Origin of the sequence: Clostridium sp. OM05-9, from assembly GCF_003481465.1 — a bacterium.
In the GTDB taxonomy this organism is placed as follows: Bacteria; Bacillota; Clostridia; order Lachnospirales; family Lachnospiraceae; genus Coprococcus; species Coprococcus ammoniilyticus.
Genome location: NZ_QULF01000004.1, coordinates 345,400 through 370,596, shown reverse-complemented (window position 1 = coordinate 370,596; position 25,197 = coordinate 345,400). Strand labels below are relative to the sequence as shown.

At 40.8% G+C, this 25,197-nt stretch carries 23 protein-coding genes and 1 other RNA gene; 19 read left to right on the top strand and 5 right to left on the bottom strand.

The window, feature by feature from the left end; translation table 11 throughout:
* Positions 1-185: 185 nt before the first annotated feature.
* The 5 genes from DXB77_RS08855 (at position 186) to DXB77_RS08845 (ending at position 2,990) form a co-directional block, all read left to right on the top strand.
* Positions 186-1,190, top strand: coding sequence for a LacI family DNA-binding transcriptional regulator (locus DXB77_RS08855; RefSeq protein ID WP_117823265.1), 1,005 nt, complete (start codon positions 186-188; stop codon positions 1,188-1,190).
* Between the two features lie 185 nt (positions 1,191-1,375).
* A complete protein-coding gene (locus DXB77_RS13385) occupies positions 1,376-1,507 on the top strand; it encodes a hypothetical protein (RefSeq protein ID WP_264293250.1) in 132 nt (43 codons plus the stop codon).
* Between the two features lie 119 nt (positions 1,508-1,626).
* Positions 1,627-2,019 carry a beta-galactosidase gene (locus tag DXB77_RS13325; protein ID WP_243100166.1) on the top strand — a complete coding sequence of 131 codons (393 nt, stop codon included), beginning with the start codon at positions 1,627-1,629 and terminating at the stop codon, positions 2,017-2,019.
* A 144-nt stretch (positions 2,020-2,163) separates the two neighbouring features.
* Positions 2,164-2,460, top strand: a complete 297-nt coding sequence (locus DXB77_RS13450) for a glycosyl hydrolase 53 family protein (protein WP_347559480.1) — start codon at positions 2,164-2,166, stop codon at positions 2,458-2,460.
* Positions 2,394-2,990 carry a glycosyl hydrolase 53 family protein gene (locus tag DXB77_RS08845; protein WP_347559482.1) on the top strand — a complete coding sequence of 199 codons (597 nt, stop codon included), beginning with the start codon at positions 2,394-2,396 and terminating at the stop codon, positions 2,988-2,990. Before DXB77_RS13450 ends, DXB77_RS08845 begins: the two co-directional genes overlap by 67 nt.
* A gap of 236 nt (positions 2,991-3,226) precedes the next feature.
* On the opposite strand, the gene DXB77_RS08840 is transcribed toward DXB77_RS08845, so the two are convergent.
* Together DXB77_RS08840 and DXB77_RS08835 are read right to left on the bottom strand one after the other, a co-directional pair.
* Complete coding sequence (locus tag DXB77_RS08840) at positions 3,227-3,994, bottom strand: DUF1836 domain-containing protein (protein WP_243100165.1); 768 nt, start codon at positions 3,992-3,994, stop codon at positions 3,227-3,229.
* A gap of 237 nt (positions 3,995-4,231) precedes the next feature.
* Positions 4,232-5,524, bottom strand: a complete 1,293-nt coding sequence (locus DXB77_RS08835; RefSeq protein WP_117823269.1) for a hemolysin family protein — start codon at positions 5,522-5,524, stop codon at positions 4,232-4,234.
* Positions 5,525-5,793: 269 nt separating this feature from the next.
* Here DXB77_RS08835 and DXB77_RS08830 point away from each other — a divergent pair, with 269 nt between their 5' ends.
* From DXB77_RS08830 to DXB77_RS08820, 3 genes are all read left to right on the top strand, one after another.
* Positions 5,794-5,982, top strand: coding sequence for a hypothetical protein (locus DXB77_RS08830; protein ID WP_021943509.1), 189 nt, complete (start codon positions 5,794-5,796; stop codon positions 5,980-5,982).
* A 166-nt stretch (positions 5,983-6,148) separates the two neighbouring features.
* Positions 6,149-7,780 carry an ATP-binding cassette domain-containing protein gene (locus tag DXB77_RS08825; protein ID WP_008401240.1) on the top strand — a complete coding sequence of 544 codons (1,632 nt, stop codon included), beginning with the start codon at positions 6,149-6,151 and terminating at the stop codon, positions 7,778-7,780.
* 36 nt (positions 7,781-7,816) lie between these two features.
* Positions 7,817-8,800, top strand: coding sequence for a CPBP family intramembrane glutamic endopeptidase (locus tag DXB77_RS08820; protein WP_182439465.1), 984 nt, complete (start codon positions 7,817-7,819; stop codon positions 8,798-8,800).
* 269 nt (positions 8,801-9,069) lie between these two features.
* On the opposite strand, the gene DXB77_RS08810 is transcribed toward DXB77_RS08820, so the two are convergent.
* Positions 9,070-10,077, bottom strand: coding sequence for a hypothetical protein (locus DXB77_RS08810; RefSeq protein WP_118663049.1), 1,008 nt, complete (start codon positions 10,075-10,077; stop codon positions 9,070-9,072).
* A gap of 662 nt (positions 10,078-10,739) precedes the next feature.
* Between DXB77_RS08810 and DXB77_RS08800 the strand changes: the two genes are divergently transcribed.
* The 9 genes from DXB77_RS08800 to DXB77_RS08760 all read left to right on the top strand — a co-directional run bounded on the left by DXB77_RS08800 (position 10,740) and on the right by DXB77_RS08760 (position 20,972).
* Positions 10,740-12,176 (top strand): ABC transporter substrate-binding protein, encoded by a 1,437-nt coding sequence (locus DXB77_RS08800; RefSeq protein ID WP_182439464.1) that lies wholly within the window; start codon positions 10,740-10,742, stop codon positions 12,174-12,176.
* Positions 12,177-12,280: 104 nt separating this feature from the next.
* Positions 12,281-13,225, top strand: a complete 945-nt coding sequence (locus DXB77_RS08795; protein ID WP_117823277.1) for a sugar ABC transporter permease — start codon at positions 12,281-12,283, stop codon at positions 13,223-13,225.
* Positions 13,226-14,095, top strand: coding sequence for a carbohydrate ABC transporter permease (locus tag DXB77_RS08790; RefSeq protein ID WP_117823278.1), 870 nt, complete (start codon positions 13,226-13,228; stop codon positions 14,093-14,095).
* Between the two features lie 132 nt (positions 14,096-14,227).
* Complete coding sequence (locus DXB77_RS08785) at positions 14,228-14,980, top strand: YesL family protein (protein WP_118484646.1); 753 nt, start codon at positions 14,228-14,230, stop codon at positions 14,978-14,980.
* Between the two features lie 122 nt (positions 14,981-15,102).
* The gene (locus tag DXB77_RS08780) at positions 15,103-16,110 is read left to right on the top strand and encodes a deoxyguanosinetriphosphate triphosphohydrolase (RefSeq protein ID WP_117823282.1); all 1,008 of its coding nucleotides are present in this window, start codon (positions 15,103-15,105) and stop codon (positions 16,108-16,110) included.
* Positions 16,111-16,203: 93 nt separating this feature from the next.
* Positions 16,204-17,973 carry a DNA primase gene (gene dnaG, locus DXB77_RS08775; protein WP_117823284.1) on the top strand — a complete coding sequence of 590 codons (1,770 nt, stop codon included), beginning with the start codon at positions 16,204-16,206 and terminating at the stop codon, positions 17,971-17,973.
* A 40-nt stretch (positions 17,974-18,013) separates the two neighbouring features.
* The gene (gene rpoD, locus DXB77_RS08770; protein ID WP_021943499.1) at positions 18,014-19,147 is read left to right on the top strand and encodes an RNA polymerase sigma factor RpoD; all 1,134 of its coding nucleotides are present in this window, start codon (positions 18,014-18,016) and stop codon (positions 19,145-19,147) included.
* 18 nt (positions 19,148-19,165) lie between these two features.
* Positions 19,166-19,900 (top strand): class I SAM-dependent methyltransferase, encoded by a 735-nt coding sequence (locus tag DXB77_RS08765; protein ID WP_117808764.1) that lies wholly within the window; start codon positions 19,166-19,168, stop codon positions 19,898-19,900.
* A 70-nt stretch (positions 19,901-19,970) separates the two neighbouring features.
* A complete protein-coding gene (locus tag DXB77_RS08760) occupies positions 19,971-20,972 on the top strand; it encodes a nucleoside kinase (protein ID WP_117808763.1) in 1,002 nt (333 codons plus the stop codon).
* 191 nt (positions 20,973-21,163) lie between these two features.
* Here DXB77_RS08760 and rnpB read toward each other — a convergent pair.
* Positions 21,164-21,514, bottom strand: an RNA gene (rnpB, locus tag DXB77_RS08755) — RNase P RNA component class A.
* 184 nt (positions 21,515-21,698) lie between these two features.
* On the opposite strand from rnpB, the gene DXB77_RS08750 reads away from it, so the two are divergent.
* A complete protein-coding gene (locus DXB77_RS08750) occupies positions 21,699-22,412 on the top strand; it encodes a hypothetical protein (RefSeq protein WP_021943496.1) in 714 nt (237 codons plus the stop codon).
* 309 nt (positions 22,413-22,721) lie between these two features.
* Here the strand turns inward: DXB77_RS08750 and DXB77_RS08745 are convergent, their stop codons facing one another.
* Positions 22,722-23,447 carry a pseudouridine synthase gene (locus DXB77_RS08745; protein WP_117823286.1) on the bottom strand — a complete coding sequence of 242 codons (726 nt, stop codon included), beginning with the start codon at positions 23,445-23,447 and terminating at the stop codon, positions 22,722-22,724.
* Between the two features lie 383 nt (positions 23,448-23,830).
* Here DXB77_RS08745 and DXB77_RS08740 point away from each other — a divergent pair, with 383 nt between their 5' ends.
* A complete protein-coding gene (locus tag DXB77_RS08740; protein WP_118484640.1) occupies positions 23,831-25,195 on the top strand; it encodes a cell wall hydrolase in 1,365 nt (454 codons plus the stop codon).
* The last annotated feature ends 2 nt before the right edge of the window (positions 25,196-25,197 follow it).

Here is a 25,197-nt window from a genome sequence, read left to right as displayed (position 1 = left end):
TGCCTGTTTTCCTAAGTCTGTTTGTTCTTTATAGTGACAGGATAACATATGTTTAGTAAAATGTCAACCACACTTTAGTAAAGATTTACTAAAAAAGTAATTGAAAAATAAAAAGAAATCTGTTACACTAAGTTAGTAAAAATATAGTAAATTTATCCAATAAATATGGAGTAAAGAGGTACATTATGACAACAATCAAGGATATTGCGAGACGGGCAAATGTGTCACCGGCTACAGTTTCAAGAATTTTGAACGATGATCCGACATTAAATGTTTTACCGGAGACAAAGGAAAGAGTCCTTCGGACAGCAAAAGAGCTACACTATACAAAGAAAAAGTCAGCCAGATTGAAGAAGTCATTCCAACTTGGTCTTGTACTCTGGTTTTCCGCAGAGGATGAGATGAAGGATAGTTATTATCTGTCCGCAAGAAAGGGAATCGAGGATTTCTGTATCAGCCAGTCGATTGAACTGGTTCGGGTATTTCGGAATGACAGCAACTATCTGGACATGCTGCGTGGTTGTGATGGAATTATCTGTCTGGGTAAGTTTGCGCATGAGGAAGTAAAATCATTTATAGAGATATGCAGTAATATCGTATTTCTGGATATGAAGGTTGAGAACTACAACATTACATCCCTGACAATGGACTTCAAACAGGCAGTACGGGATGCACTTGACTATCTGTATCATCTGGGACATCGTAAGATCGGTTTCATGGGTGGTAAAGAGTTTGTGGGCGATCATGAGCTTCTGGTAGATCCGAGACTGGAAGAATACATTGCATATATGAAGGAGAAAAAACTCCCGTATGAGAAATATTTGTATGAGGGAAGCTTCAATACATTCTCTGGTTATGAGATGGGGAAAGTAATAGCAGAAGCTGACGAACGTCCAAGTGCAATCTTTGCAGCCAGTGATGCTCTTGCAGTAGGAGCATTAAAGGCATTCAAGGAAGCGGATATGGAAGTGCCGGAGGATATATCGCTTGTTGGCTTTAATAACACAGAGCTTAGTGAGTATACAGTTCCTGCACTTACAACCGTAAATGCTCCGGCATATGATATGGGACAGCATGGTGCTAATCTGATCTATGCTGCATCAAACCTTAGTATCCGTACTCCGTTAAAGGCGGAGATTCCTTGTAATCTGATCGTCAGGGAATCCTGTATGGAATACACAGAAAAATAAAATTATTCGTTGTAAAGTAAGTGCAACACATGAATTGTGTGTTGTACTTACTTTTTTTATGCGTTGTTTTCCCCCCTCTCAACGCATGAGTTCCCATCCTTTTTCTTGGAGCGTGTCAAAGGTCGATGCGCTCCGCTATAAAAAGGATTAGTAAAATAATAGGGGGGAGAGAAAGGTGGGTTTTTATGGAATTTGTAATGAACAAAGGAATAACAGTAACTATCGATGATGATGAGATTGTGAGCTGGAATCATGACCAGAAGAAAAAAGCATGTTTTATAAGGGTTAAAGATGGATCTATATGGTGCTATATGTAAGCTACGAGAGAATTTTTTTCTTTGGATAAATATAATTAAAGTTTGTAGGGTGGCGCATCCGCGCTGAATATAAAAGAAAGATAAGAGGTAGAAGTTATGAAAATGGCGAGTACAGTATTATGGGCTTAAATCTGGAATGGAAGAGATTCACGACATGGAATATGAATGATTATATGGAATTTGAGATTGATCTGGTGAAGAAGCTGACTCCGGATCGCCCGGTTACAACGAATTTTATGCAGCTCTATGACGGACTTGATTATCGGAAGATGACAGAACTGATCAAAGAGCTGATTACAAATGCAGGAATCCGGATAAAGGAACTGCCTGAGAACGTGGAATATCATGAGCGTTATACGGATACACACTGTTATGCCTTTTATATCAATGAGGGCGATGTGGCGGCAGAAATTCTGAATGTGAATGGGACAGAACTTCTGAGTGGACAGGTTGTAAACGGAAAAATCACTGTTGATGCAAAAAATGTGATGATTATAAAAGAGAAAATATAAATTAAAAGATCATCAGTGCTGCTCCATAAAAGATGCCTAATAAACGCAGGACGGCAGATAAAAAACTGTAAAAGCAGGCTGCGGAAGTATGGAGTTGATTTTTGAAAGATATATAGGCAGAAGCTGTATTAAAAGGAGGATGTTATGTTTATAAAAGGAATGGATATTTCCACCCTGTTGGAGGAAGAAACCTGTGGTGCGAGGTATTATGATAATGGTGTAGAACAGGATTTATTTGCTATTTTGAAAGCATATGGTACAAATTCTGTGAGATTAAGACTCTGGAATGATCCATATGCGCCGGATGGTACCCCATATGGCGCAGGGACGAATGATTTGGATAAAGTGATCGTTCTTGCCGGGCGTGCAAAAAAATATCAAATGGTCTGCTCTGGCCAAGCGGCAGGAAACTGGAGTTTGACCGGATTGCAAAGTATCTGAATGCAGGAATCCGTGCAGTGAGAGAGATTCAGGCGGATATTCCGATCATGATTCATCTGGACAATGGCGGCTTTAATGAGATGTATGTGGAGTGGTTCGACGAATTTACAAAGCGAGCAGAACCATTTGACATTATAGGCTTGTCTTATTATCCGTTCTGGCACGACACGATGGAAGATTATCGTGATCGCGAGGGTAAACCGCTGGATCAGTTAAAAGGAATGGCGACAAAGCCGGAGCTTGTAGAGAAGCTGAATTATTCGATGACAAAGGAAGGACAGGCTTCATTTATGAAAGATCTTATGAAACTGATCGCAGATATTCCGGGTGGAGAAGGCTTCTATTACTGGGAGCCTTCATGGATTCCGGTTCCGGGATGTGGTTGGGCGACAGAAGCAGCACTTGCATATACCGGAGAAAAAGGACCGGGAGGAAATGAGTGGGCGAATCAGGCGTTGTTCGATTATGGTGGAAATGCCCTGCCTGCACTTGCTGTGATCCGTGATTTTAACAGACTAAACTGTAAATGATAAAAATATCAATTGCTTAGTAGCAAGAAAAATGATATGACAGGTATGGAAAATTCAAGATCTCTGTTGTGAATTTAAATATAATAAAAGGCTGAATGCTCTGTACATTTTTGTGCAAGACATTCAGCCTTTTGTTATTTCGGAACAGAAATGTCTGTTTCCGAAAAACGGTATTTATTTAGTGCAAAGGATCTATTTTGCTGGTAAGTTCGTGCTTTTATTCTTTGGTGCTGTCTTTAGCGTCCACTATTTTTACTGCCGGTCGTTGTTCTGTTTGCTTTGGTATTTTCCACAGCTTTCGTTTTGCTGTTTGCAGTAACCTTTTCGGCAGTTTTTGCCTTGCCGGTTACGGTAACTTTCTCGGTGCTCTTTATTTTCTCGGCAGTTTTTGCTTTCTGTGCATTCTGCTTCAATGTTTGTTCCTGAACGGAATGCATATCATCGATCAGATGCTCGATACATTTCTTCTTAACATAGACATCGACGGACAACATAGATACCATACACATATCATGAAGATAAGCGTCTGTTTCCGGATCATACATATCGGATGCCTTATCATAGGTAGATAAAATGCTCTTGATAATATCGTTATAGTTATCAATCTCATAATTGAATAATTTGCGGTAGACCTCTTCGATATTGACCGGGGACTCGCCGTTATAGCAGTCGTTGTTATTCATCGGGGCAAGAAGTGTCTGGATATCAGTGATACTTACAAAGTTCTTGAGGTAGTAAATATACAACAGCATGATCAGATGATCCTTGGAGTAACGCTTCTTGTCAGGGGGCGGGAGAAGGTTGTTTTTCGTATAATTGTTGATCATGGTCTTCGTCATGGTCTTGTCTTCTTCGCTTCGCTTATTAGCGTTCAGCTTATCCTCCATAAAGGTTGTTAGCTGATCCATATATAGATCAATCTCGGGTATATCATCCGGATCAATGTAACTTAGAGAAGTTGCGATCTGTAATAATTTTTTTCTGCGAGTAATATTTTTATTCATTAGAATCTCTCCCAAACGTAACCAAATCTGTATGAATTCTATAGGAAAGTCCTGTTTTCATGTAAATGATATGAAATACAGGACTTTATAACCTTAGTATTCTATTATATAGGAATAAAAACCACAACACAAGCGTTTTGCCAGAATTTTTATAAATTACGAATTATATTGGAATCTGTATACCTGCACGATACCGGCATTTTAGTACAGGTAAAAGTCATATAAGACAAGACTTCATTATGCGTTGCCGTCATCATTGTCGGTATCCGGCTGTGGCAGGATTTCAAGAAGAACTCTGGATACACGTTTTTTATCCAGTTTTGTGACTTTACAGGAGATTGCTCCGTCGGATGCAGTATCACCGACCGAAGGAAGGTGATCTAATAACTGAATGATATAGCCACCGATGGAATCGTAATCTTCGGATTCAATATCCAGATCCAGAGCATCATTTAAGTCATCGAGCTTGATGCCACCATCGATGCTGTAGTGTGTATCATCTATTTTTACGATATTATTATGTTCTGCATCATCGTATTCATCCTTGATATCACCGATGATCTCTTCAATCAGATCCTCCATGGAGATCAGACCGACGCTGACGCCATATTCATCCAAAACAATACCGATGGAGTTAGAACTGGATTTCATATTAGTCAGAAGATCATTTGTCTTCTGAAATTCATACACATAGAGTGGTTCACGAATAATCTTTGCAACATCAAAATTGTTGATATCATGGGTTGCTTTATAAAAAAATAAATCTTTTACATGCAGAATACCGATGACATTATCACGAGAATCCTTATAAACAGGAAGTCTGGTGTAAGGAACCTCCATATACTGCTTCAGCAGTTCATCATAAGAGGCAGTAACAGGAACCATGGTCACATCGGCACGGGGAATCATAATATCACGAACACGAGAATCTCCGAAGTCCACTACGTTTGTGATCATTTCCTTTTCTTTGTTCTCGATAACACCTTCTTCCTCACTGACATTTACCATAGTGATCAGCTCGTCTTCGGTGATGGATTTGGCGCTTCCGTTTGTATCCATTCGTAAGATCCAGAAAATAACATGAGAAATCTTGTTGATGATGAACACAAATGGGGTAAAGATATATACCAGAAACCGTACGACGTCCACATAAAGTATTGACATTTTAACACTGTTATTTTGGGCAAGCGTTTTCGGCGTGATCTCACCAAATAACAGGATCAAAAGGGTGAGGATTCCTGTTGCGATTCCGACTGCCTTGCTTCCGAATAAATTAGTGGTAAGTGTTGTTGCAAGAGCGGAAGCTGAAATATTCACGATGTTATTACCTATTAATATTGTGCTGATTAGTTTGTCACTGTTAGAGATCAGTTTAAGAACTCTGGCAGCACGTTTGTTCCCATTGTCAGCCATTGAACGCAGAGTGAATTTATTGACAGTTGTAAGAGCTGTTTCGGCAGAAGAAAAGAATGCCGACAACAGGATCAATAGAATAATTGTAAATAACTGGATAATTGTACTGGGGTGCAAAAAAGATCATCTCCTAAAAATATTTTTGCTTTTGATTGTACAGAATAGCGGAAATCTTGTCAAGAACAGAATGGCTAAGAAATGATGGTTTTACATAAACATTACACTATCCGGTAATGTTCGGAATAAATGACGGAGAAGATGCAGATACTAATGCATGTAGATGATAATAGACAGTTATGCAGATATCATTGCCTGATGTTGTTGATGCATGACCGGATCTATGAAATCTGCGAGAAAGACTGACAAATGTCAAGGAGGTAAGAACGATGAGAAGTTCAACAGAAACCTATCATGAGGTAGCAGAACGTTGTAGTGCTTATGAAAAGACATGCCATTGCAACAGCATGACCAACAAAGCGGATGGTGAAAAGAGCTGCTTAAACTGTTCCCATTTCAGCAAGGACGAACATTGTAAATTAGATCTTTATGATCCGATTGTAAAGAATCTGAAATAACAGGAAAACAGAACTGAAGGGTTCACCCCTGATCGGTCAGCCGGAAAAGACTTAGAAAATGAGCCTTTTCCGGCTTTTTCAGGCACATACGTTCTTTTCATAATTGACACATATTCAACTAATTGATATACTTTTAGATTAGAAAAATGGAAAGGTATGTGTATCGATGATAAGTGCAAATAACGTAACATTAAGATTTGGAAAGAAAGCTTTATTTGAAGATGTAAATATTAAATTTGTACCGGGTAACTGCTACGGACTGATCGGAGCAAACGGAGCCGGTAAATCAACCTTTTTGAAGATCCTTTCAGGAGAGATCGAACCATCAAAGGGCGATGTCACAATGGATGAGGGTGAGCGTCTGTCTGTATTACAGCAGGATCATTACAAGTTCGATGAATACACAGTACTCGATACTGTTATCATGGGAAACAAGCGTCTGTATGAGATTATGAAAGAAAAAGATGCGATCTATGCAAAAGAAGATTTTACAGATGAAGATGGTATCCGTGCTTCTGAACTTGAGGGTGAATTCGCGGATATGAACGGATGGGAAGCAGAATCCGATGCGGAGACCTTGTTAAATGGTCTGGGTGTAGACACAGAATATCATTATATGATGATGAAAGATCTGGATGGTGGACTGAAGGTTAAGGCACTGCTTGCACAGGCGTTATTTGGCAATCCCGACGTTCTCCTTCTCGATGAGCCTACGAACCACCTGGATATGGATGCGATTGCATGGTTGGAGGAATTCCTGATCAACTTTGAGAATACCGTTATCGTGGTATCCCATGACCGTTATTTCTTGAATAAGGTATGTACTCAGATCGCCGATATCGATTATGCAAAGATCCAGTTATATGCTGGTAACTATGATTTCTGGTATGAGTCCAGTCAGTTGATGATCAAGCAGATGAAAGAAGCGAATAAGAAGAAGGAAGAGAAGATCAAGGAATTACAGGAATTCATTCAGAGATTCTCGGCAAATGCTTCCAAGTCCAAGCAGGCAACTTCCAGAAAGAGAGCACTGGAAAAGATCGAACTAGATGATATCAAGCCATCCAGCCGTAAATACCCATATATTGATTTCCGTCCAAAGAGAGAGATCGGAAATGAAGTATTGACCGTATCTCATATCTCAAAGACAGTAGAGGGCGAGAAGCTGTTAGATGATGTATCATTCACAGTAGGACATGATGATAAGATTGCATTTGTCGGACCAAATACAAAGGCAACGACAATGCTGTTCAAGATTCTTGCAGGAGAAGAAAAGCCGGATGAAGGAAGCTTCAAATGGGGTGTTACAACTTCACAGGGTTATTTCCCAAAGGATAACACAAAGGAATTCGATAATGACCTGATCATAGTAGATTGGCTGACACAGTATTCGGAAGAAAAGGATGCAACTTATGTACGAGGCTTCCTTGGAAGAATGTTGTTTGCCGGCGACGATGGTGTTAAGAAAGTAAAGGTTCTGTCTGGTGGAGAAAAGGTCCGCTGTATGTTATCCAAGCTAATGATCATGGCTCCAAACTGTCTGATCTTAGATGAGCCTACAAACCATCTGGATATGGAATCTATTACAGCGTTGAATAATGGACTGATCAAGTTTCCTGGTGTTATTTTGTTCTCGTCACAGGATCATCAGTTCGTACAGACAACAGCAAACCGTATTATCGAACTTACCAATACAGGTCTGATCGATAAGCAGACAACATATGATGAATATCTGGCAAATGATGAGCTTGCAAGAAAACGTCAGATCATGAACATGGATGTTGATGGAGAAGATTAAGACAGAGATTAAGATGGCAGACAGGGGATGTTTCATATGAAGATGAGATTAGAAAAGCCTGAGATTGCAAAGCGGGCAGGCGAAGAAGGAAAGATTTATTCGTTTGGCAAGGAAATATGGCGGTTTATCCTGGTATTCCTGGTCGGAAGCTTTATTGCAGGTTTGATTCCTGCAATATATGAAATGTACCTGTTCCTGTCAGATATGGAAATGTTTGACCAACTGCAGCGACTGTTCTTAAACGGAGATTCATCTTTTTCGGATATGATGGAACTGGCAACCAATATGACAGACGGAATGTATATACTTACATTATTCTGTACACTGATCCTGATCATTTCTGTTCTGATCTATTGTAATAAGATAGAAAAGCGTTCCTATTATTCTATGGGACTTGTTAAGAAAGATGGAGCAAAGCATTATGTACAGGGCTTGCTTATTGGCGCGGTATCCTTTTCTCTTTGCGTACTTGCAGGTGCTGCTCTTGGATTTATAAATATTAAGGGATGGAATCAGAACTGCAATCTGCTGATCGTGCTTTTGTATTTTATCGGATTTTTGGTACAGGGCTTCAGTGAGGAGATCGCATTCCGAGGATATTTTATGATAAGCCTGATGAAACGAAGCTCGGCAGTAAAAGCTGTTCTTGTGAATTCACTGGCATTTGCATTCTGCCATATGTTGAATCCGGGACTTACGATTCTGGCGTTCCTGAACTTGCTATTGATTGGAATATTCTTGTCACTCTATGTGATAAAAACAAATGACATCTGGGGTGCGGCAGGCTACCACAGCATGTGGAATTTCGTGCAGGGAACCTTCTATGGAATCTCTGTCAGCGGAACCAACGTAGGAAGTGCTGTTCTTTCCTCTGAGATCAAACCGGGAAATATATTCCTGACGGGTGGTAAATTCGGCATGGAGGGCAGCATCGTGGCAACTGTTGTGATGGCAGCAGTCTTAGTCCTCGGAATGCTTTACTATAATAGAAAAGAAATAAAACAGAATATAGCTGGATAGAAGAAGATCACACAGGGCTGTCTCCGGAGTGGATCCGTTATATGAATATACCCACTATAACATGACGTTTGCGAGAATTTCGTCGCAAGCAACACATTGCCAGTAAATACGGGTGCTTGTCTGAGCCGAAGGCGAGTTAGCACAGAAGTATTTACGAATCAGGCATGTGTTGCGAGCAGAAACCGCAGCAAGTCATTTATAGTGGGTATATTTATATTTGGATCACTTCAGAGACAGTCCTGTGTGATCTTCTTCTATATAGGTATTATTTATAGATCCAATCCGAGGTCGAAGATGAAGTTACAGATCTGCTTGACACGCTTCTGGTTGTCTTCGGATACGCCGGGGAAACAGATGTAGACATCGTCGTAGCCCGGATTCAGTTTCTTTGCAAAGTCGGTATCGCTGATGTTAATTGCATATGGAGCACTCTTTCCTGTGTAAGCAGGAGAAGTTGTGATCTGGTCGTTGTAATCAGCGGTGAAAATATCATACAGATCGGAAGGCAATGCTTCACCCAGTGTATGAATGATCGAACTTTCACTTAAGTATTCCAGTCCCCGTTTATTTGTGATGATAATATCGTAGTAGTTTTCATCACAGAGAGTAGGAAATGCAATGTAGTTTCCGCTTTCGGCATCTTTGGATGCTTCGTTGGTGCTGGTGCTTGGATCATACTTCAGATCCAGAACTTTCTGAAACTGATAATTGTCATCAAAACCATAGTAGTTCCAATAATCAGCTTCTATGACAGAGGTATCAAGTGCTTCCAGATCTTCACAGTTTACAACCGCATAGGAGAGTGCAATCGGTTTGTTGCCGCGGAAGAATGCAACTACGATCAGGCTGATTGCGATGATCACGATCAGCGGTAGCAGGATCTCCATCTTATACGCATATAAAAAGTATTGTAACTTCTGCACCAAGGTCATTCCTTCGGTCGTTTCCTTTAATCGTTTTCTTTTTGCTGCCCGACGCTCCTTACGGGACATGGTTGCAAATTCCAGTTTGTCCTCAATCTTAAGATCTTCCTTTGGTGGAACCTTGCGTGGATCTTTGAACTCGTGCGGCGGCTCCTGTTTGTTTTCGATAGTCTGTACCTTTACCGGTTCCTTCTTTTCGACGGCAGCCTGAGTATTGACAGTTTCCTGTTTAGTTTCGATATTTTGTGCCTTAGCCGGTTTTGCTGTTTGCACAGCAGTCTGCTTTTTTGCCTGTACATTGGAAGTTGCGGAGGTATGGTTGTTTTTCTTCTTTTTCTTTTTGCTGTTGCTCATAGTGTTTCCTTTTCTACTTATATAATAATGATAAGTATAACACAGATGGAAATGGATAAAAAGAAGCAGGCGTGGTAAAGAGTATGAAAAAAGAATGAAAATATAAGAAATGAAATATAAAGAATATGTATTTAGCAGATCATAAAGACGTGTACCTTGTAAAAAACAGAATTGGCGATATGCGTTGTGGTAAAAACGTATACATTTTAACGAATACGCAATGTACATCATATATAGATGGAGTTATACAGAAAGAGAACTGCAACTACGCAAAAAATGAGACAACGGAAAGATAAAGATTTAAATTGTATGTCAATTGAGCTAAAATTGTGGAAATAGTATAAATAAGCAGTGTCGCAAATTGGTAAATTTTTTTTAACGAAAATTTAAAAATGTACAAAAAAGATAAAAAAGAATAAAAAAGGGCTTGCCAAATTAGATAATATGTCCTATAATAAGCCTATGTTGACAAGGAAATTTGTCAATAATATCTTAAGAAAGCCACATACATAATCATGTTTGACATATTGTGTAAATGATAAGTTAATCAGATCATGTATAAAAGTGGCAGGCATTCCAGTAAATAATACAGATGCAGATGTCAATCCGCAGAAGTATGAATGAAAGGAATAGCACACATATTTTAAAAGGAGGGTTTTTTTGTGAGAAAAATCAAAAAAGCATTGGCTCTTTCATTAGCACTTGCTATGGGATTATCACTTGTTGCTTGTGGTGACAAGACAGATAACTCAACATCAGAGCCAAAATCATCAGAAGCAACATCAGAGACAGCATCATCAGAGGATGCATCATCAGAAGAAGCATCATCAGAGGACGCTTCAGGAGCAGCTAAGATTGAAGCTCCTAGCACAGATGGATGGGATGACAGCAAGAAGATTTACGCTTATTCATGGGATGAAGATTTCTCAAAGAAGCTGAACGTTGTTCTTGACAAGTTCCCAGAGTACAAGGATTACGTTGAGTTCGTAACACTTGGTCTTGGTGGAACATCAGATGACTACAAGACAGCTATTGATACAGCTCTTACAAGCGGAGACAAGTATCCTACACTTATCCCAGCTGATAACGATGTAGCTAAGTACTGGTCAGAAGATGATTCAAAGACAGCTAATCTGTATGACTTAGGTTTCACAGATGAGATGCTTGCTAACTCATACGACTTCGCTAAGCAGTATGGTACAACAGACGGCGAGCTTAAGTGCGTAACATGGCAGGCAACAGCAGGTTCTGTATACTACAGAAGAGACATCGCTAAGAAAGTTCTTGGAACAGATGATCCTGCAAAGGTTCAGGAAGCACTTGCTTCATGGGATAAGTTCTTCGAGACAGCTGAGACATTAAAGGCTGCTGGATACAAGATCGTGTCTGGTGCTCCTGATGTTAAGTATGCTATCTGGGATACTCAGTCACAGCCTTGGGTAACAGATGACGGTTCAAAGGAAACTCTTACACTTGACAAGTCAGTTACAGAGTATCTTGAGACAGCTAAGAAGATTTACGATGGTGAATATTCAAACAACACATCTATGTGGGATAATTCATGGGCAGCAGATATGAAGGATGATTCTAAGGTATTCTGCTACTTCGGATGTCCTTGGTTCATTGGTTCAATGCAGGGTAATGGTGCTACAGATGGTAACTGGGGAGCTGTTACAGGCCCTACATCTTATCACTGGGGCGGTACATATGTATGTGTAGGTAAGGATACAAATAACCCTGAGTTAGCTGCATTCCTTCTTTACGAATTAACATGTGATCCAGACGTAGGTGTTGAAATTACAAACCAGACAGGTGACTGTGTAAACAACAAAGAAGCTAATGCTAGACTTATCGCTGGCGAACTTAGCGCTGACAATGCAGCAGCTAAATTCCTTGGTGGCCAGAATCCTATCGAAGTATGGGCAGCATCAGCAGAAGGTATTAACCTCAGCAACTTAACATACCAGGATGCTTCAATCAAGGCATTTATTGATGAAGCTTCTACAGCATACAATTCAGGAACATACAAATCAGTTGATGAAGCTGTTAAGTATATCCAGGATAAGTGTGCATCAGAATTAGGTATTTCAGCTGAATAATCCCTAAAAACTGATTAAGTAACACAATTTGCACGCATCAGTAATGAAAGTTGCTGGTGCGTGTGTACTATAAACGATTAATTTTTAGGGGGTGCTCTTACACAATGAAAAAGAATAAGACAGTTGAATATGGAAAATATGGTTTACTTTTTCTCATTCCATTCTTTCTTGTATTCTTAGTTTTTCAGCTGTATCCTCTTCTTTATACTTTTTATAATTCATTTATCTATTCCGCTAAAAATGGTAGATATGTAACTGAGACGGTTGGTCTTGGAAACTTTACAAACTATGTATTTGCAAAGACTGGTAGCGAGTTCTGGCAGTCATTAATGGTAACAGTAGTTCTGTGGATCTTAAACTTCATTCCACAGATTTTATTGGCTTTACTTCTTGCTGCATGGTTTACAGACATCAAGATCAAGTTAAAGGGAAGCGGTATTTACAAGGTTATCATGTATATGCCTAACATTATTACAGCAGCTACAATCGCCGTATTATTCTACGGTATGTTCGAGGTTAATGGTCCTATCACGACTATTTTCAAAGACCTTGGCTGGTGTGATAAGGGTGGTATCTTAAATCATGGCTGGGCATCATTGATCATCATTGCTTTCATTCAGTTCTGGATGTGGTATGGTAACACAATGATCGTTCTTTGTGCAGGTATCTTAGGTATTAACCCATCCCTGTATGAGGCTGCAAGCGTGGATGGTGCTTCATCTAAACAGCAGTTCTTCAAGATTACACTTCCATTGTTAAAGCCGATCTTACAGTATACACTTGTAACATCAGCTATCGGTGGTTTACAGATGTACGATATTCCTCAGTTGTTCAATGAGGGCGGTCCTGTAGTTGTAACAGGCAGTGGATCATCCGTTAATTCAACAACAACAGTCGTAATGCTGGTTAAGAAGTATGTAAGTGCCGGAGGTACACAGGATTATGGTAAAGCCGCTGCATATTCAGTTATGCTTTTTGCATTCACACTGATTATCAGCTTACTGTTCTACAAATTAACAGCAGAAAAATCATCAAAGGATGGAAAGTAGGTGAACAAAGTGGATCAGACAGAATCAAAAGTATCAGGAGGCAAGATTGTCAGATACGTCGTTTGTATCTTGCTTTGTTTCCTGTCAATATTGCCATTTTATATTTTGATCATTAACTCTACTTTAAAGTCAACAGAAATTGTTACAGGTATTAAATTGATACCGGGTGGAGAATTTATTACAAACTTCAAAGGTTTGTTAGCAGGTAGTGAAAAAACAAGTGGTGTTAACGTACTTCAGGCTATGTTAAACTCTTTATTGGTTACTGTTCCGGCTACAGTATTGCAGATCTATTTCGGATCATTAACAGCTTATGCAGTTACAGTATATAACTTCAAGTTAAAGAAGTTTGCATGGGGCTTTATTTATGCGATCATGATGATTCCTCAGCAGGTATCAATCGTTGGTTTCATTAAGATTTGTAACTTAACACACTTATACGGATCATTCTTAGCACTGATTATTCCGGCAATCGCTGCTCCTACTACTGTTTATTTCATGAAGCAGTACATGGAAACAGGTCTTTCAGTTGAGATCGTTGAAGCAGCCAGAATCGATGGATCGGGAGAAATGCATACATTCAATACGATTGTACTTCCGCTGTTGAAACCGGCTATGGCAACACAGGCGATCTTCGGATTCGTTGCATCATGGAATAACCTGTATACACCTTCAATTATTCTTGCAACAGAGAGACAGAAGCAGACAATGCCTATGTACGTTTCAGCGTTAAAGGCAAATGATAAGTCAAGAGACTGGGGTCAGATTTACTGTGGACTTTTCACTACAGTACTTCCAATTCTGGTTATGTACTTCTTCCTTTCTAAGTACATTATCGCAGGTGTAGCACTTGGTGGTGTAAAGGAGTAAATAGGTCTTTTATAAAATATAATGTAGGTATCGGAAGCCATGGGCGATCGATACCCACATTATATATACTGAATAAGTGAGGAGAAGCTGCGGTAGCAGGTTCTCTATATTTTTGTTTATGAGGATAATTTGATGAATGAAATGACAAACAATCAAGACAACAAGAATAGCGGAAGGGATAAAGAACCGTTTCTGAGACGCGCAATGGATGCATTTGGAACAATGTTTGCACTGAATATCTGTTTTGTAATAGGATGTATTCCGATTTTTACGATTGGTGCATCATTTACTGCATTGTATGCAATGTGCATCCGACTTCAGGAAGATGAAGAGGAAACTGTTGTTTCTGGTTTCATTCATGAGTTTAAGCGTAGTTTCAAACAATCTACGATTGCGTTTTTACTGTTGCTCGTTGCAGTTGCTGTAATGTTGGCTGAATATATTATGATCAAACGAGTAACAGGATTTATTTCAACATTTTATACATTTGTGCTTATAATTGAGGCAGTATTAGTTGCACTTGTTGTACCGTTTTTATTTCCATTAATTGCAAGGTATAATAATACGTTGAGTATCACGGTAAGAAATGCAATGGTACTTTCAATCACTTATCTGTGGTCATGGGTAAAGGTCGTTATCGCATGGTTTGTCCCGATATTTATCTGTGTGAAATATCCGGTTGTGTTTGTGAGTATCTGGTATATGTGGTTGTTGCTTTTATTTGGAGCAATTGCGTGGGGAACAACACATACGATGCGTAAGATATTCCGTTTGAATGAACAAAGGATCATTGACACTGCAGAGAAGGAGAGAAAAGCTGCGGAAGAAGCGGCAAAGGAAGCTGAACTGGATGAACAGGAATCAGTGGATGAAGAGGGAAAATAAAAGAAAAACAAATTGTATTCTTTCAAAATAAAATAAAGGAAAAAGAAAAAGTCTGTAGAATAATAAAATTGTACGGACTTTTTTGTTATATTCGTTATATTGACCATGGAGGATGGTGAAATATGCTGATTCGTGAAAAACAGGAGCAACAGGAACATGAGATTCTGAATCCTTATGCATCATTCAGTGATCAGAGCAGAGGCAGGGATCGGGAAGAAGAACAGTGCGATCTTCGGACAGTCTATCAGCGGGACAGGGATCGGATCATTCACTGTAAGGCGTTTCGTCGTCTGAAGCATAAGACGCAGGTATTTCTATCACCGGGAGATGATCATTACAGAACCAGACTGACGCATACCCTTGAGGTGGCGCAGATTGCAAGAACGATCGCAAGAGCACTTCGACTGAATGAGGATCTGACAGAGGCAATCGCACTTGGTCATGATCTGGGGCATACGCCATTTGGGCATGCAGGAGAACGGGCATTGTCCAGATGCTCCGGCAGGTCATTTCAGCATAATGAACAGAGTGTGCGTGTGGTGGAAAAACTGGAGAAAAAAGGAGCAGGACTGAATCTGACCTGGGAAGTCCGGGATGGTATGCTGAATCATAAGACCTCCTGTACACCGGCAACATTGGAAGGAAAGATTGTCCGCCTTGCAGATAAGATTGCATATGTAAACCATGATATGGATGATGCCATCCGCGGTGGTATTATGAAAGAATCGGATCTTCCGATCAGTATTGTAAAGGCTCTTGGAAGCAATACAAGAGATCGGCTGGATTGTCTGATCCATGACGTGATCGATACAAGCTATGGTACGGATACAGTTGAGATGTCGGAGGAGATCGGAGATGCATTATCAGCTCTCCGCAGATATATGTTTGAATATCTGTATACGAATCCGGTGGCAAAGAGCGAGGAAGTAAAAGCAGAAAAGTTATTAGAGATATTATATGATTATTACATGGAGGATCAGTCAAGATTGAACAATGAAAGTATAGAGATGCTCTATATGGGTGAAGATCTTGCGACGGTGATTTGTGATTATATAGCGGGGATGACAGACAACTATGCGATCGAGACATTTAAGGAGATTTATGTTCCGAGTGCATGGCAGGGTGTCTGAGATGAGACTGCAATCCGTAAGGAGGATGTGTTTAGACAGAACCTTATGGACGTATAGATAGAAAGTAGTTGAATTGGAAAGGAAGGGTAGTCGTTGTACTATTCAGATGAAGTGATAGATGAGGTGATATCCAGAAATGATATCGTGAATGTGATATCGGGGTATGTCAGTCTCAGGAAAAAAGGAAGGACGTTTGAAGCCTGTTGTCCATTCCATCATGAAAAGACACCGTCTTTTAAGGTGGACCGGGACAAGCAGTTGTATCATTGTTTCGGATGCGGAGCTGGAGGAAATGTATTTACATTTATCATGGAATATGAGAATATGTCATTCCCGGAAGCCGTACAGTATCTGGCGGATAAGGCAGGAATGACGCTGCCGGAGAGTAATCAGTCCGGACAGGATGCATCAAGAGAGAAATATAAAATATTGCTTCGGGATATGAATAAGACCGCAGCAGCATATTTTCATTATATCATGCGGCATACAGAGCATGGAAAGAAAGCCTATGAGTATTTTAAGGGCAGAGGCCTTTCGGATGAAACAATCAATCAGTTCGGTCTGGGATATGCAGACATTTACCGGGATGATCTGTATCGTTACCTGAAAGGAAAAGGATATACAGATGCAGAGTTAAAGGACTCCGGTCTGGTTTTGATCGATGAGAAAAATGGTGGATCGGACAAGTTCTGGAATCGTGCGATGATTCCGATTCTGGATATCAATGGCAAGGTGATCGGATTTGGCGGACGAGTCATGGGTGATGGAAAACCAAAGTATATCAACACCAGTGATACAGTTGTATTTGATAAGAGCCGGAATCTGTTTGCAATGAATATTGCCAGGAGAAGCCGGCGAAAAGGGTTTATCTGCTGCGAGGGTTATATGGATGTCATATCCATGCATCAGGCGGGCTTTGATAATGCGGTAGCATCACTTGGAACTGCATTTACCTTTGGACATGCCAATATATTGAAGCGATATACAAATGAAGTATATCTGGCATATGACAGCGATGGCGCGGGTGTTGCGGCTACGCTGAAGGTTATATCGATCATGCGAGAAGTAGGTATCTCGGCGAGAGTTATTAATATGCGGCCGTATAAGGACCCGGATGAATTTATTCAGACACTTGGCAGTGAAGCCTTTGAGGAGCGGATCAAAAATGCAGAAAGCGCGATCATGTTTGAGGTTCGTATGCTGTCGGAACAATACAATCTGAACGATCCGGAGGAGCGAACCTCCTTCCACAATGAGACAGCAAAACGACTGGCACAGATAGAAGAAGTGCTGGAGCGTAATAATTATATAGAAGCGGTATCGAACCTATACCATATTGACAAGGCAGGTCTTACAGATCTGGTGCACAAATACGGAATTGCAGGTGTTCCGCGGTCAGAGATTGTAGAACGGGAAGAACGGCGGGCAGAGCATGAAAGCAGAGCTGCCGATCCGGCAAAGAATAAACCAATGAAGCTGCTTCTGACATGGATGGTCAACGAACCGGGATTATTTCAGAAACTGGATGGAATCATTGATGAAACCTGTTTTGAAGATGGTGTTTACCGGGTAGTGGCTGATAAGCTGTATTCCCAGTATCGGGAGAATGGCAGGGTAGAGCCTGCGAGCATCGTGACGACATTTGAGTCGTTGGAGGAACAGCGGCTGGTGGCAGAGATGCTTCAGACGAACATCGGAATTGATATGACGCAGGAAGAAATTAACAATGCAGTGACCGATGTTGTAAAAAAGATAAGTTTAAGCAGTATAGAAGATAAGCTGGCAAAGACAAATGATATAAGCGAGATGCAGAACCTCATACGTGCCAAAGCAAATCTTACAAAGCTGCATATTTCCTTATAGAATGGATAAACTATTATATATTTATGGAGGATCATGATTTATGGAATCAAAAGAGAATAAAGAGCAGATTGAAGAGAAATTTCAGGCGAAGCTGCAGGGCCTGCTTGAGATGGCAAAAAAGAAAAAGATGGTAATTGAAGATACAGAGATCATACGTTACTTTAATGATGCAAAAGAAATTGAGCTGAATCTGGAACGGATGGAGCAGATCTTTTCATTTTTAGAGAGCCACAATGTAGATATTCTGACGATCACAGAAGAGGATGACGATGAGGAGCTTCTGTTAGAAGATCTGGAAGAGGATGTGGATGTAGATAAGATCGACATTTCTGTACCGGACGGTGTCAGCATCGAGGATCCTGTCAGAATGTACTTGAAGGAAATTGGTAAAGTGCCTCTTCTGAGTGCAGAGGAAGAAATTGAACTGGCAAAACGTATGGAAGAAGGTGATGAGCAGGCAAAACAGAAGCTTGCAGAGGCAAACCTCCGTCTGGTTGTCAGTATTGCAAAGCGTTATGTCGGACGCGGTATGCTGTTCCTTGATCTGATCCAGGAAGGAAACCTTGGACTGATCAAAGCAGTAGAAAAATTTGACTACAGAAAAGGTTATAAATTCTCCACATATGCAACATGGTGGATCCGTCAGGCAATTACAAGAGCAATCGCAGATCAGGCAAGAACAATCCGTATTCCGGTTCATATGGTAGAAACGATCAACAAGCTGATCCGTGTATCCAGACAGTTATTACAGGAACTTGGCAGGGAGCCACAGCCGGAGGAGATCGCAGAGGTTATGGATATTCCGGTTGAACGTGTGCGTGAGATTTTGAAGATTTCGCAGGAACCGGTATCCTTGGAGACACCTATCGGTGAGGAGGAAGACAGCCATCTGGGTGATTTTATTCCGGATGATAATATGCCGGTTCCGGCAGATGCTGCTGCATTTACTTTATTGAAGGAACAGTTGGTTGAGGTACTTGATACGCTGACCGAACGTGAAAAGAAGGTACTTACCCTTCGTTTTGGTCTGGAAGATGGAAGAGCAAGAACACTGGAAGAGGTTGGTAAGGAATTTAATGTAACCAGAGAGCGTATCCGTCAGATCGAGGCAAAGGCTCTTCGGAAGCTCAGACATCCAAGCAGAAGCAGAAAACTGAGAGATTATATATACTAAAATAGGGATGGAGAGCATATGATAGAACTGTCGAAACGGATGCAGTCGGTTGCAGATATGATACAGCCGTGTGATGCAGTCGGAGACATCGGCTGCGATCATGCATTTGTATCGATATATCTGGTAGAACAGCGCAGAGCAAAACGGGTGATCGCATCCGATGTCAGACGGGGACCGATTGCGATAGCAAAACGGAATATTGAAGCAATGAACTTGTCGGATCAGATTGAGATTCGTATGGGTGACGGGCTTGATACAATTGTGCCGGGCGAGGTAAACGCTGTTGTTCTGGCTGGAATGGGCGGTATGTTGATGATCGACATTCTGGAACGCGGCGAAGAGGTGGTTACACGTTGTGATCAGCTTGTGCTTCAACCACAGTCGGATATTGAAAAGGTCAGACGATATCTGGCAGAAAAAGGATATCATCTTGCAGATGAACAGATGCTGATCGACGCCGGAAAATATTATAACCTGTTGGATGTAAGGGTTCATGAGATGGTGCAGAAGGATGAATATGATTGTTCAAAGCTTGCTGATGACTGGTGCTATATGTATGGTGGAAGCCTGTTACGAAAGAAAGATCCGGTTTTACGGTCGTGGCTGGTAAAACGGCGGGATACAACGGCCGGGCTGATCAACAGCCTAAGTGGTAAGAATACGGAGAATGCGGCAAAACGGCTGAAGACAGTAAAAGCAGAACAAAAGACCATTTGTGCAGTTTTGAAGCAGGTATATGGCATAGATGGATGACAGAGATCGTGGATGATATGATCATCAGTGGCCTTTGTTGACAGAAGGGTTTTGGAGGTTTATTAGAAATATGAGCGAAAAAGCGGTACATAACAGCGTGCTGACTTTAAAAGAGCTTGCAAAGAAATGGGCAGTCCGTGTAGGGGCTGATTCGGTTGAAAAGATCAATGAGATCGTAGAAGCAGGGAAAGGCACGGAATTGATCCTTGTATGTGAAGCCATGCAGCAGAATGCGATCTATGATATAGCCAGAAGTATCCGCAGAGAGAAAAAAAGGATTGTGATGATCGCAGGACCAAGCTCTGCCGGAAAGACGACATTTTCACACCGGCTTAGTATACAGCTTTGTGCACTTGGACTGCATCCGCATCCGATTGCAGTTGATAATTATTTTATCAATCGGGAAGATAATCCAAAGGATGAAAATGGAAATTATAATTTTGAATGTCTGGAAGCTTTGGATGTAGAATTACTGAATCATGATATGAATCAGTTGTTAAGCGGACAGACAGTTGAACTGCCGGAATTTGATTTTATGAATGGCAGAAGACTGTACAAAGGGGATAATTTGCGTATAGGGACTCAGGATGTTTTGATTCTGGAGGGAATCCATTCACTGAATCCCAAAATGTCATATGCACTTTCAGATGAGGATAAATATAAAATCTATATCAGTCCATTGAATCAGCTTATGATTGGATCAGAGGATAAGATTTCTACACTGGACAGCCGGCTGATCCGCCGGATCGTCCGGGATAACCGAACCCGTGGCCATGACATAGAACGAACTCTTTCGATGTGGCAATCCGTCAGACAGGGAGAGGAACGGTATATATTCCCATATGAAGACAATGCGGATGTGATGTTTAATTCCGGATTGTTGTATGAATATTCTGTGCTGAAAAAACATATTGAACCACTATTGATGGCAGTAGAAGAAACGTCTCCATATTATTCAGACGTCCTTCGATTAAAAGAGCTGACTGATCGGTTTCTTCCATTGGAAGAAACCGTCGTACCATTAAACTCCATCTTACGCGAGTTTATCGGTGGAGGCTGTTTTAAAGTTTGAGGATGATTCTCACTTTGTATAAGTCAATGAACAGATAAATGGGCTGGCTATATATGTATGAAACAGACCTTTTTCTACGTCGGTGCTTAACGAACCGCTTGAAAAGCGGAGAGTTTAGAACCGCTACGTAGAAAATAGAACGCGAGTGTTCTGTGAAATACATATATAGCCAGCCCATTTATCGTCAGTATGATAAAAGCTGGACGATAAGCCGGGTTATGTCGAGAGTGATCATCTATCTAGGCTTTATGTTGCCATAAAGCTCAAGCGACCTACCTGAGACTTGACGGGCAGCCATTCGTCTCACAGCCGAAGCTGCTTTTTTGGTCTTGCTTCGAGTGGGGTTTACAGAGCCTGTTCTGTTACCAGAAGCAGCGGTGAGCTCTTACCTCGCCTTTCCACCCTTACCATATACATGGCGGTTTATTTCTGTTGCACTAGCCTGGGAGTTTCCTCCACCGGACGTTATCCGGCACCCTGCCCTGTGAAGCCCGGACTTTCCTCACCTGTCATATGACAGCCGCGATCACTTGTCCAGCTCATTACTTTTATAGCAGAATAGGGACGAAAAGTAAAGGGGAAAATATAGAAACAGAAACATGGTTTTCAAAACTACTTCTCATGGTATAAAAAATGGTTGAAGTGAATGGAGATGGGTGTTATAATCTCTCTATAGAAGCCTGATAATAAGTATTATCAAAGATTTGATATAAGAGGGTGAATAATATGGAGAATAATTATCTGTTAAATAAAGATTATATCAGAATAAAAAACATGAATACGATCAGCTATGGTGGTAATCAGTCATGGTGCAAGAGTAAGAAGATGCAGAAGGTAGGCTGCGGAGTGATCGCACTGGCGGATATATCCATCTATCTTGCAGAACAGAATCCCGGACTTATGACAGATGCAATCCGCAAGATCAACAAGCCGAAGGGACTTTATAACAAAAATGATTACCTTGAATATGTGAAATGGTTCTATAAGCATTATGTATTTTTCCTGTGGTATAAAGGAATGACAGGCGTGACGATAATGAATACATTGAACCGTTATTTTATGCTGAATGATATTGGACTTCGTGCCAGATGGAGACTGTTTTTATCTGACGAGGAAATGATGAAACAGATCAGGCATTTGATCCGTAAAAATAAGCCGGTTGTATTATCAATTGGTCCGAATATACCAAATGTATTTGGAAATAAAGGAATCCATATGTATGTGGAAAAGGATGGGCGGATGCTTGCTTCCATGAAGAAAAATGTTCACAGCCATTTTGTTGTTGTGACAGGAGTAGAGGAAATAGCAGGTCATGAATACCTGATCGTTTCTTCATGGGGTAAGAAATACTACATCAGCTACGAAGAGTACCGTGATTATGTAAAACATTCCGGCGGAAGAATTACAAGCAGCATCCTGTACATCAAAGGAATGATCTAATACGGAAATGTCCTTCTGTAGTTTGTGCGGATATTGTTATTTATTACAAAACATATACAAGGGGTTCTGCCCCGGATACAGACAACCACTATAATATGACTCGCTGCGGTTTCGATTCGCTGCACATGCCTGATTCGGAAATGCTTCTGCGCTAACTCGCCTTTGGCTCGAACAAGCGCTCGCATTTACTGGCAATGTGCATCTTATTTCGAAATCCTCGCTTATGTCATATTATAGTGGTTGTCTGTATCCGGGGCAGAACCCCTTCTGTATGTTTATAAGGAATAACAATATCAGCGCAAAGTTAAATTAAAAAATTTTCTGTATTAATGCCTGTAACTCGGTTTCTGTCAGTTCGCGGAATTCGCCGGGAGCGAGGGCTTCGTCCAATGCCAGACTACCCATGGACAGGCGTTTTAAGTAGGTGACTTTCATGCCGAGGGCTTCAAAGGAGCGTTTGACCTGATGGTAACGTCCTTCGGTGATCGTCAGAAGAATTTCAGAGGTGCTGGTATCAGGATTGGTGCTTTTTATGACCAGAGTGCCCGGCTTGGTTGGCTTATCATCTCCGATATCCAGACCTGCCTTGAATGCTTTGATATGTTCTTCTGTTACCAGCCCGTCGATACGGGCAAAATATGTTTTTGCTACATGCTTGGATGGGGATAAGAGATTGTGGGACAGTTCTCCATCATCTGTGATGAGCAGCAGCCCTTCTGTATCAATATCCAGTCTGCCGACAGGAAACAGATTTTTTACAGAAACAGAACCTTTTAACAGATCCAGAATGGTTGTGTGCAGTTTGTCATTGGTTGCGCTGACACAGCCTGCCGGTTTGTTCAGCATGTAATAGTGGTGCTTTTGATAGCCAATAACCGTTCCGTTGTAAGAAATCTGGTCTGTATTTTCATCAATCTTCTGTTCAGGAGATTTGCAGACCGTTCCATTTATTGATATCATTCCCTTTTTAATATATTGTTTTACCTGGGATCTGGAGCCGATGTCCTGATTTGCCAGAAATTTATCAATTCGCATAGCTGTTACCTGCCTTTTGTTCATTTGTTGAGTCTAAAACCATGCCTGCTGGCTGACGATTTTTCACCATTATAGCATGGATTTTTCGTTGCTGTGGAATAAATTCAGTAAATTTCAGAATATGGCTGGTATTGTGCGAAAATGTTATAATAAATCTGTAATTATGACGGAAATGTTAAGTGTGTGATTACAAAGTAATATTACAGCAGATTATATAAAATAAACAAAAAAATCCTTTGTTTATTCACAAAAAATTAATACATTTTACTATAAAAAGTTGATGTGGGGGACATATGCGTATTGACATGAAATCAAAATTAGAGTATTATTTTTAACAGAAATGTAACATTTTGTCATGGTTTTTAATAAATAGGTACGAAAAGATGAGAATTAACAGAAAAAATAATCGTTTTTCCCATATGAGAAGAGGTTTATTCAGTTATAGATATATGAAACGTAATCTGCTTGTAGCAGCAACTACGGTCGTTACGGTAGCAGGAATCGGACTTGTTGTTAAGTATGGGGAGGCGTTGGATCACAACCCTGCTTACCTGAACAGTCAGACCATTCAGACTGTTGAAGTGGAGACAACCAGTGAAGAGACTGCTTCTGTCGATACGACTGCACATCAGAACAATAGTACAACCAAGAAGGCAGCACAGAAGAAGACAGTAGTAGCAAAAGCAGAAGAGAAGTCCGAATTTGATGGTAAATTTATCGCCAAGATTGACGATACATTAAATATCCGTAAGGAAGCATCGACGGATTCTGATATTGTTGGAAAGCTGTTTGATGGTAATGTAGGTGATGTTCTGGAAACAGATGGTGACTGGGTGAAAATTTCCTCCGGTGATGTAACGGGATATGTAAACAGGGATTATATTCTGACCGGTAAGGATGCAGAGACATATGCGGCAGATTATAAGAAAGTGCTTGGAACAGTAACGGATGATACCGTCCGTGTACGTGCAGAGAAGTCAACAGATTCTGATATTCTTGAGCTGGTAGCAAAGGATACGGTTCTTCCTGTAGAGGAACAGGATAAGAACTGGGTTCAGGTAACACTGGCAAATGATGTTACCGGGTACATAGCAGCAGATTATATCACAGTTGCAGAGTCTTATGAGTACGCAATGACAATCGATGATTATACAGCAATGGTTGATGCAGAGACACAGAAAACAATAGAAGTTGCATCTGCAGAAGAAGAGGTTGCATCTGAAGAAGCATCAGAACCTGAGGTTATGTCAGTAGATGAGCCGACAACGGACGATACGACAGAAACACCGACGACAGAAGAGGTGACCACAGAGGCTCCGACAACGGAAGAACCTGTTACAGAAGCACCAACAACAGAGGAAGCGACGACAGAAGCATCTTCTGTAGATCCATCTCAGTATGATGATGCTTATCTGCTTGCCTGTCTGGTCAGCATGGAAGCTGGATATGAGCCATACGAAGGTCAGCTTGCAGTTGCAAATGTGGTTCTGAATCGTGTAAAGAGTGGTAGCTGGGGCAATTCAATCTCATCTGTAATTTATGCACCAAATCAGTTTCCGATGGCAACCGGAAGTGTGATGCAGGGATATCTGCAGAACGGACCGCTGTCTACTGCACAGCAGGCTGCAGATGATGCATTAGCAGGAAATAATAATATTGGATCTTTTATGAGTTTCTTGAATGTGAATTATATTGATACGGATTCCTTATCCGATTATACGGTTATTGGAAATCATTGTTTTTATTAATA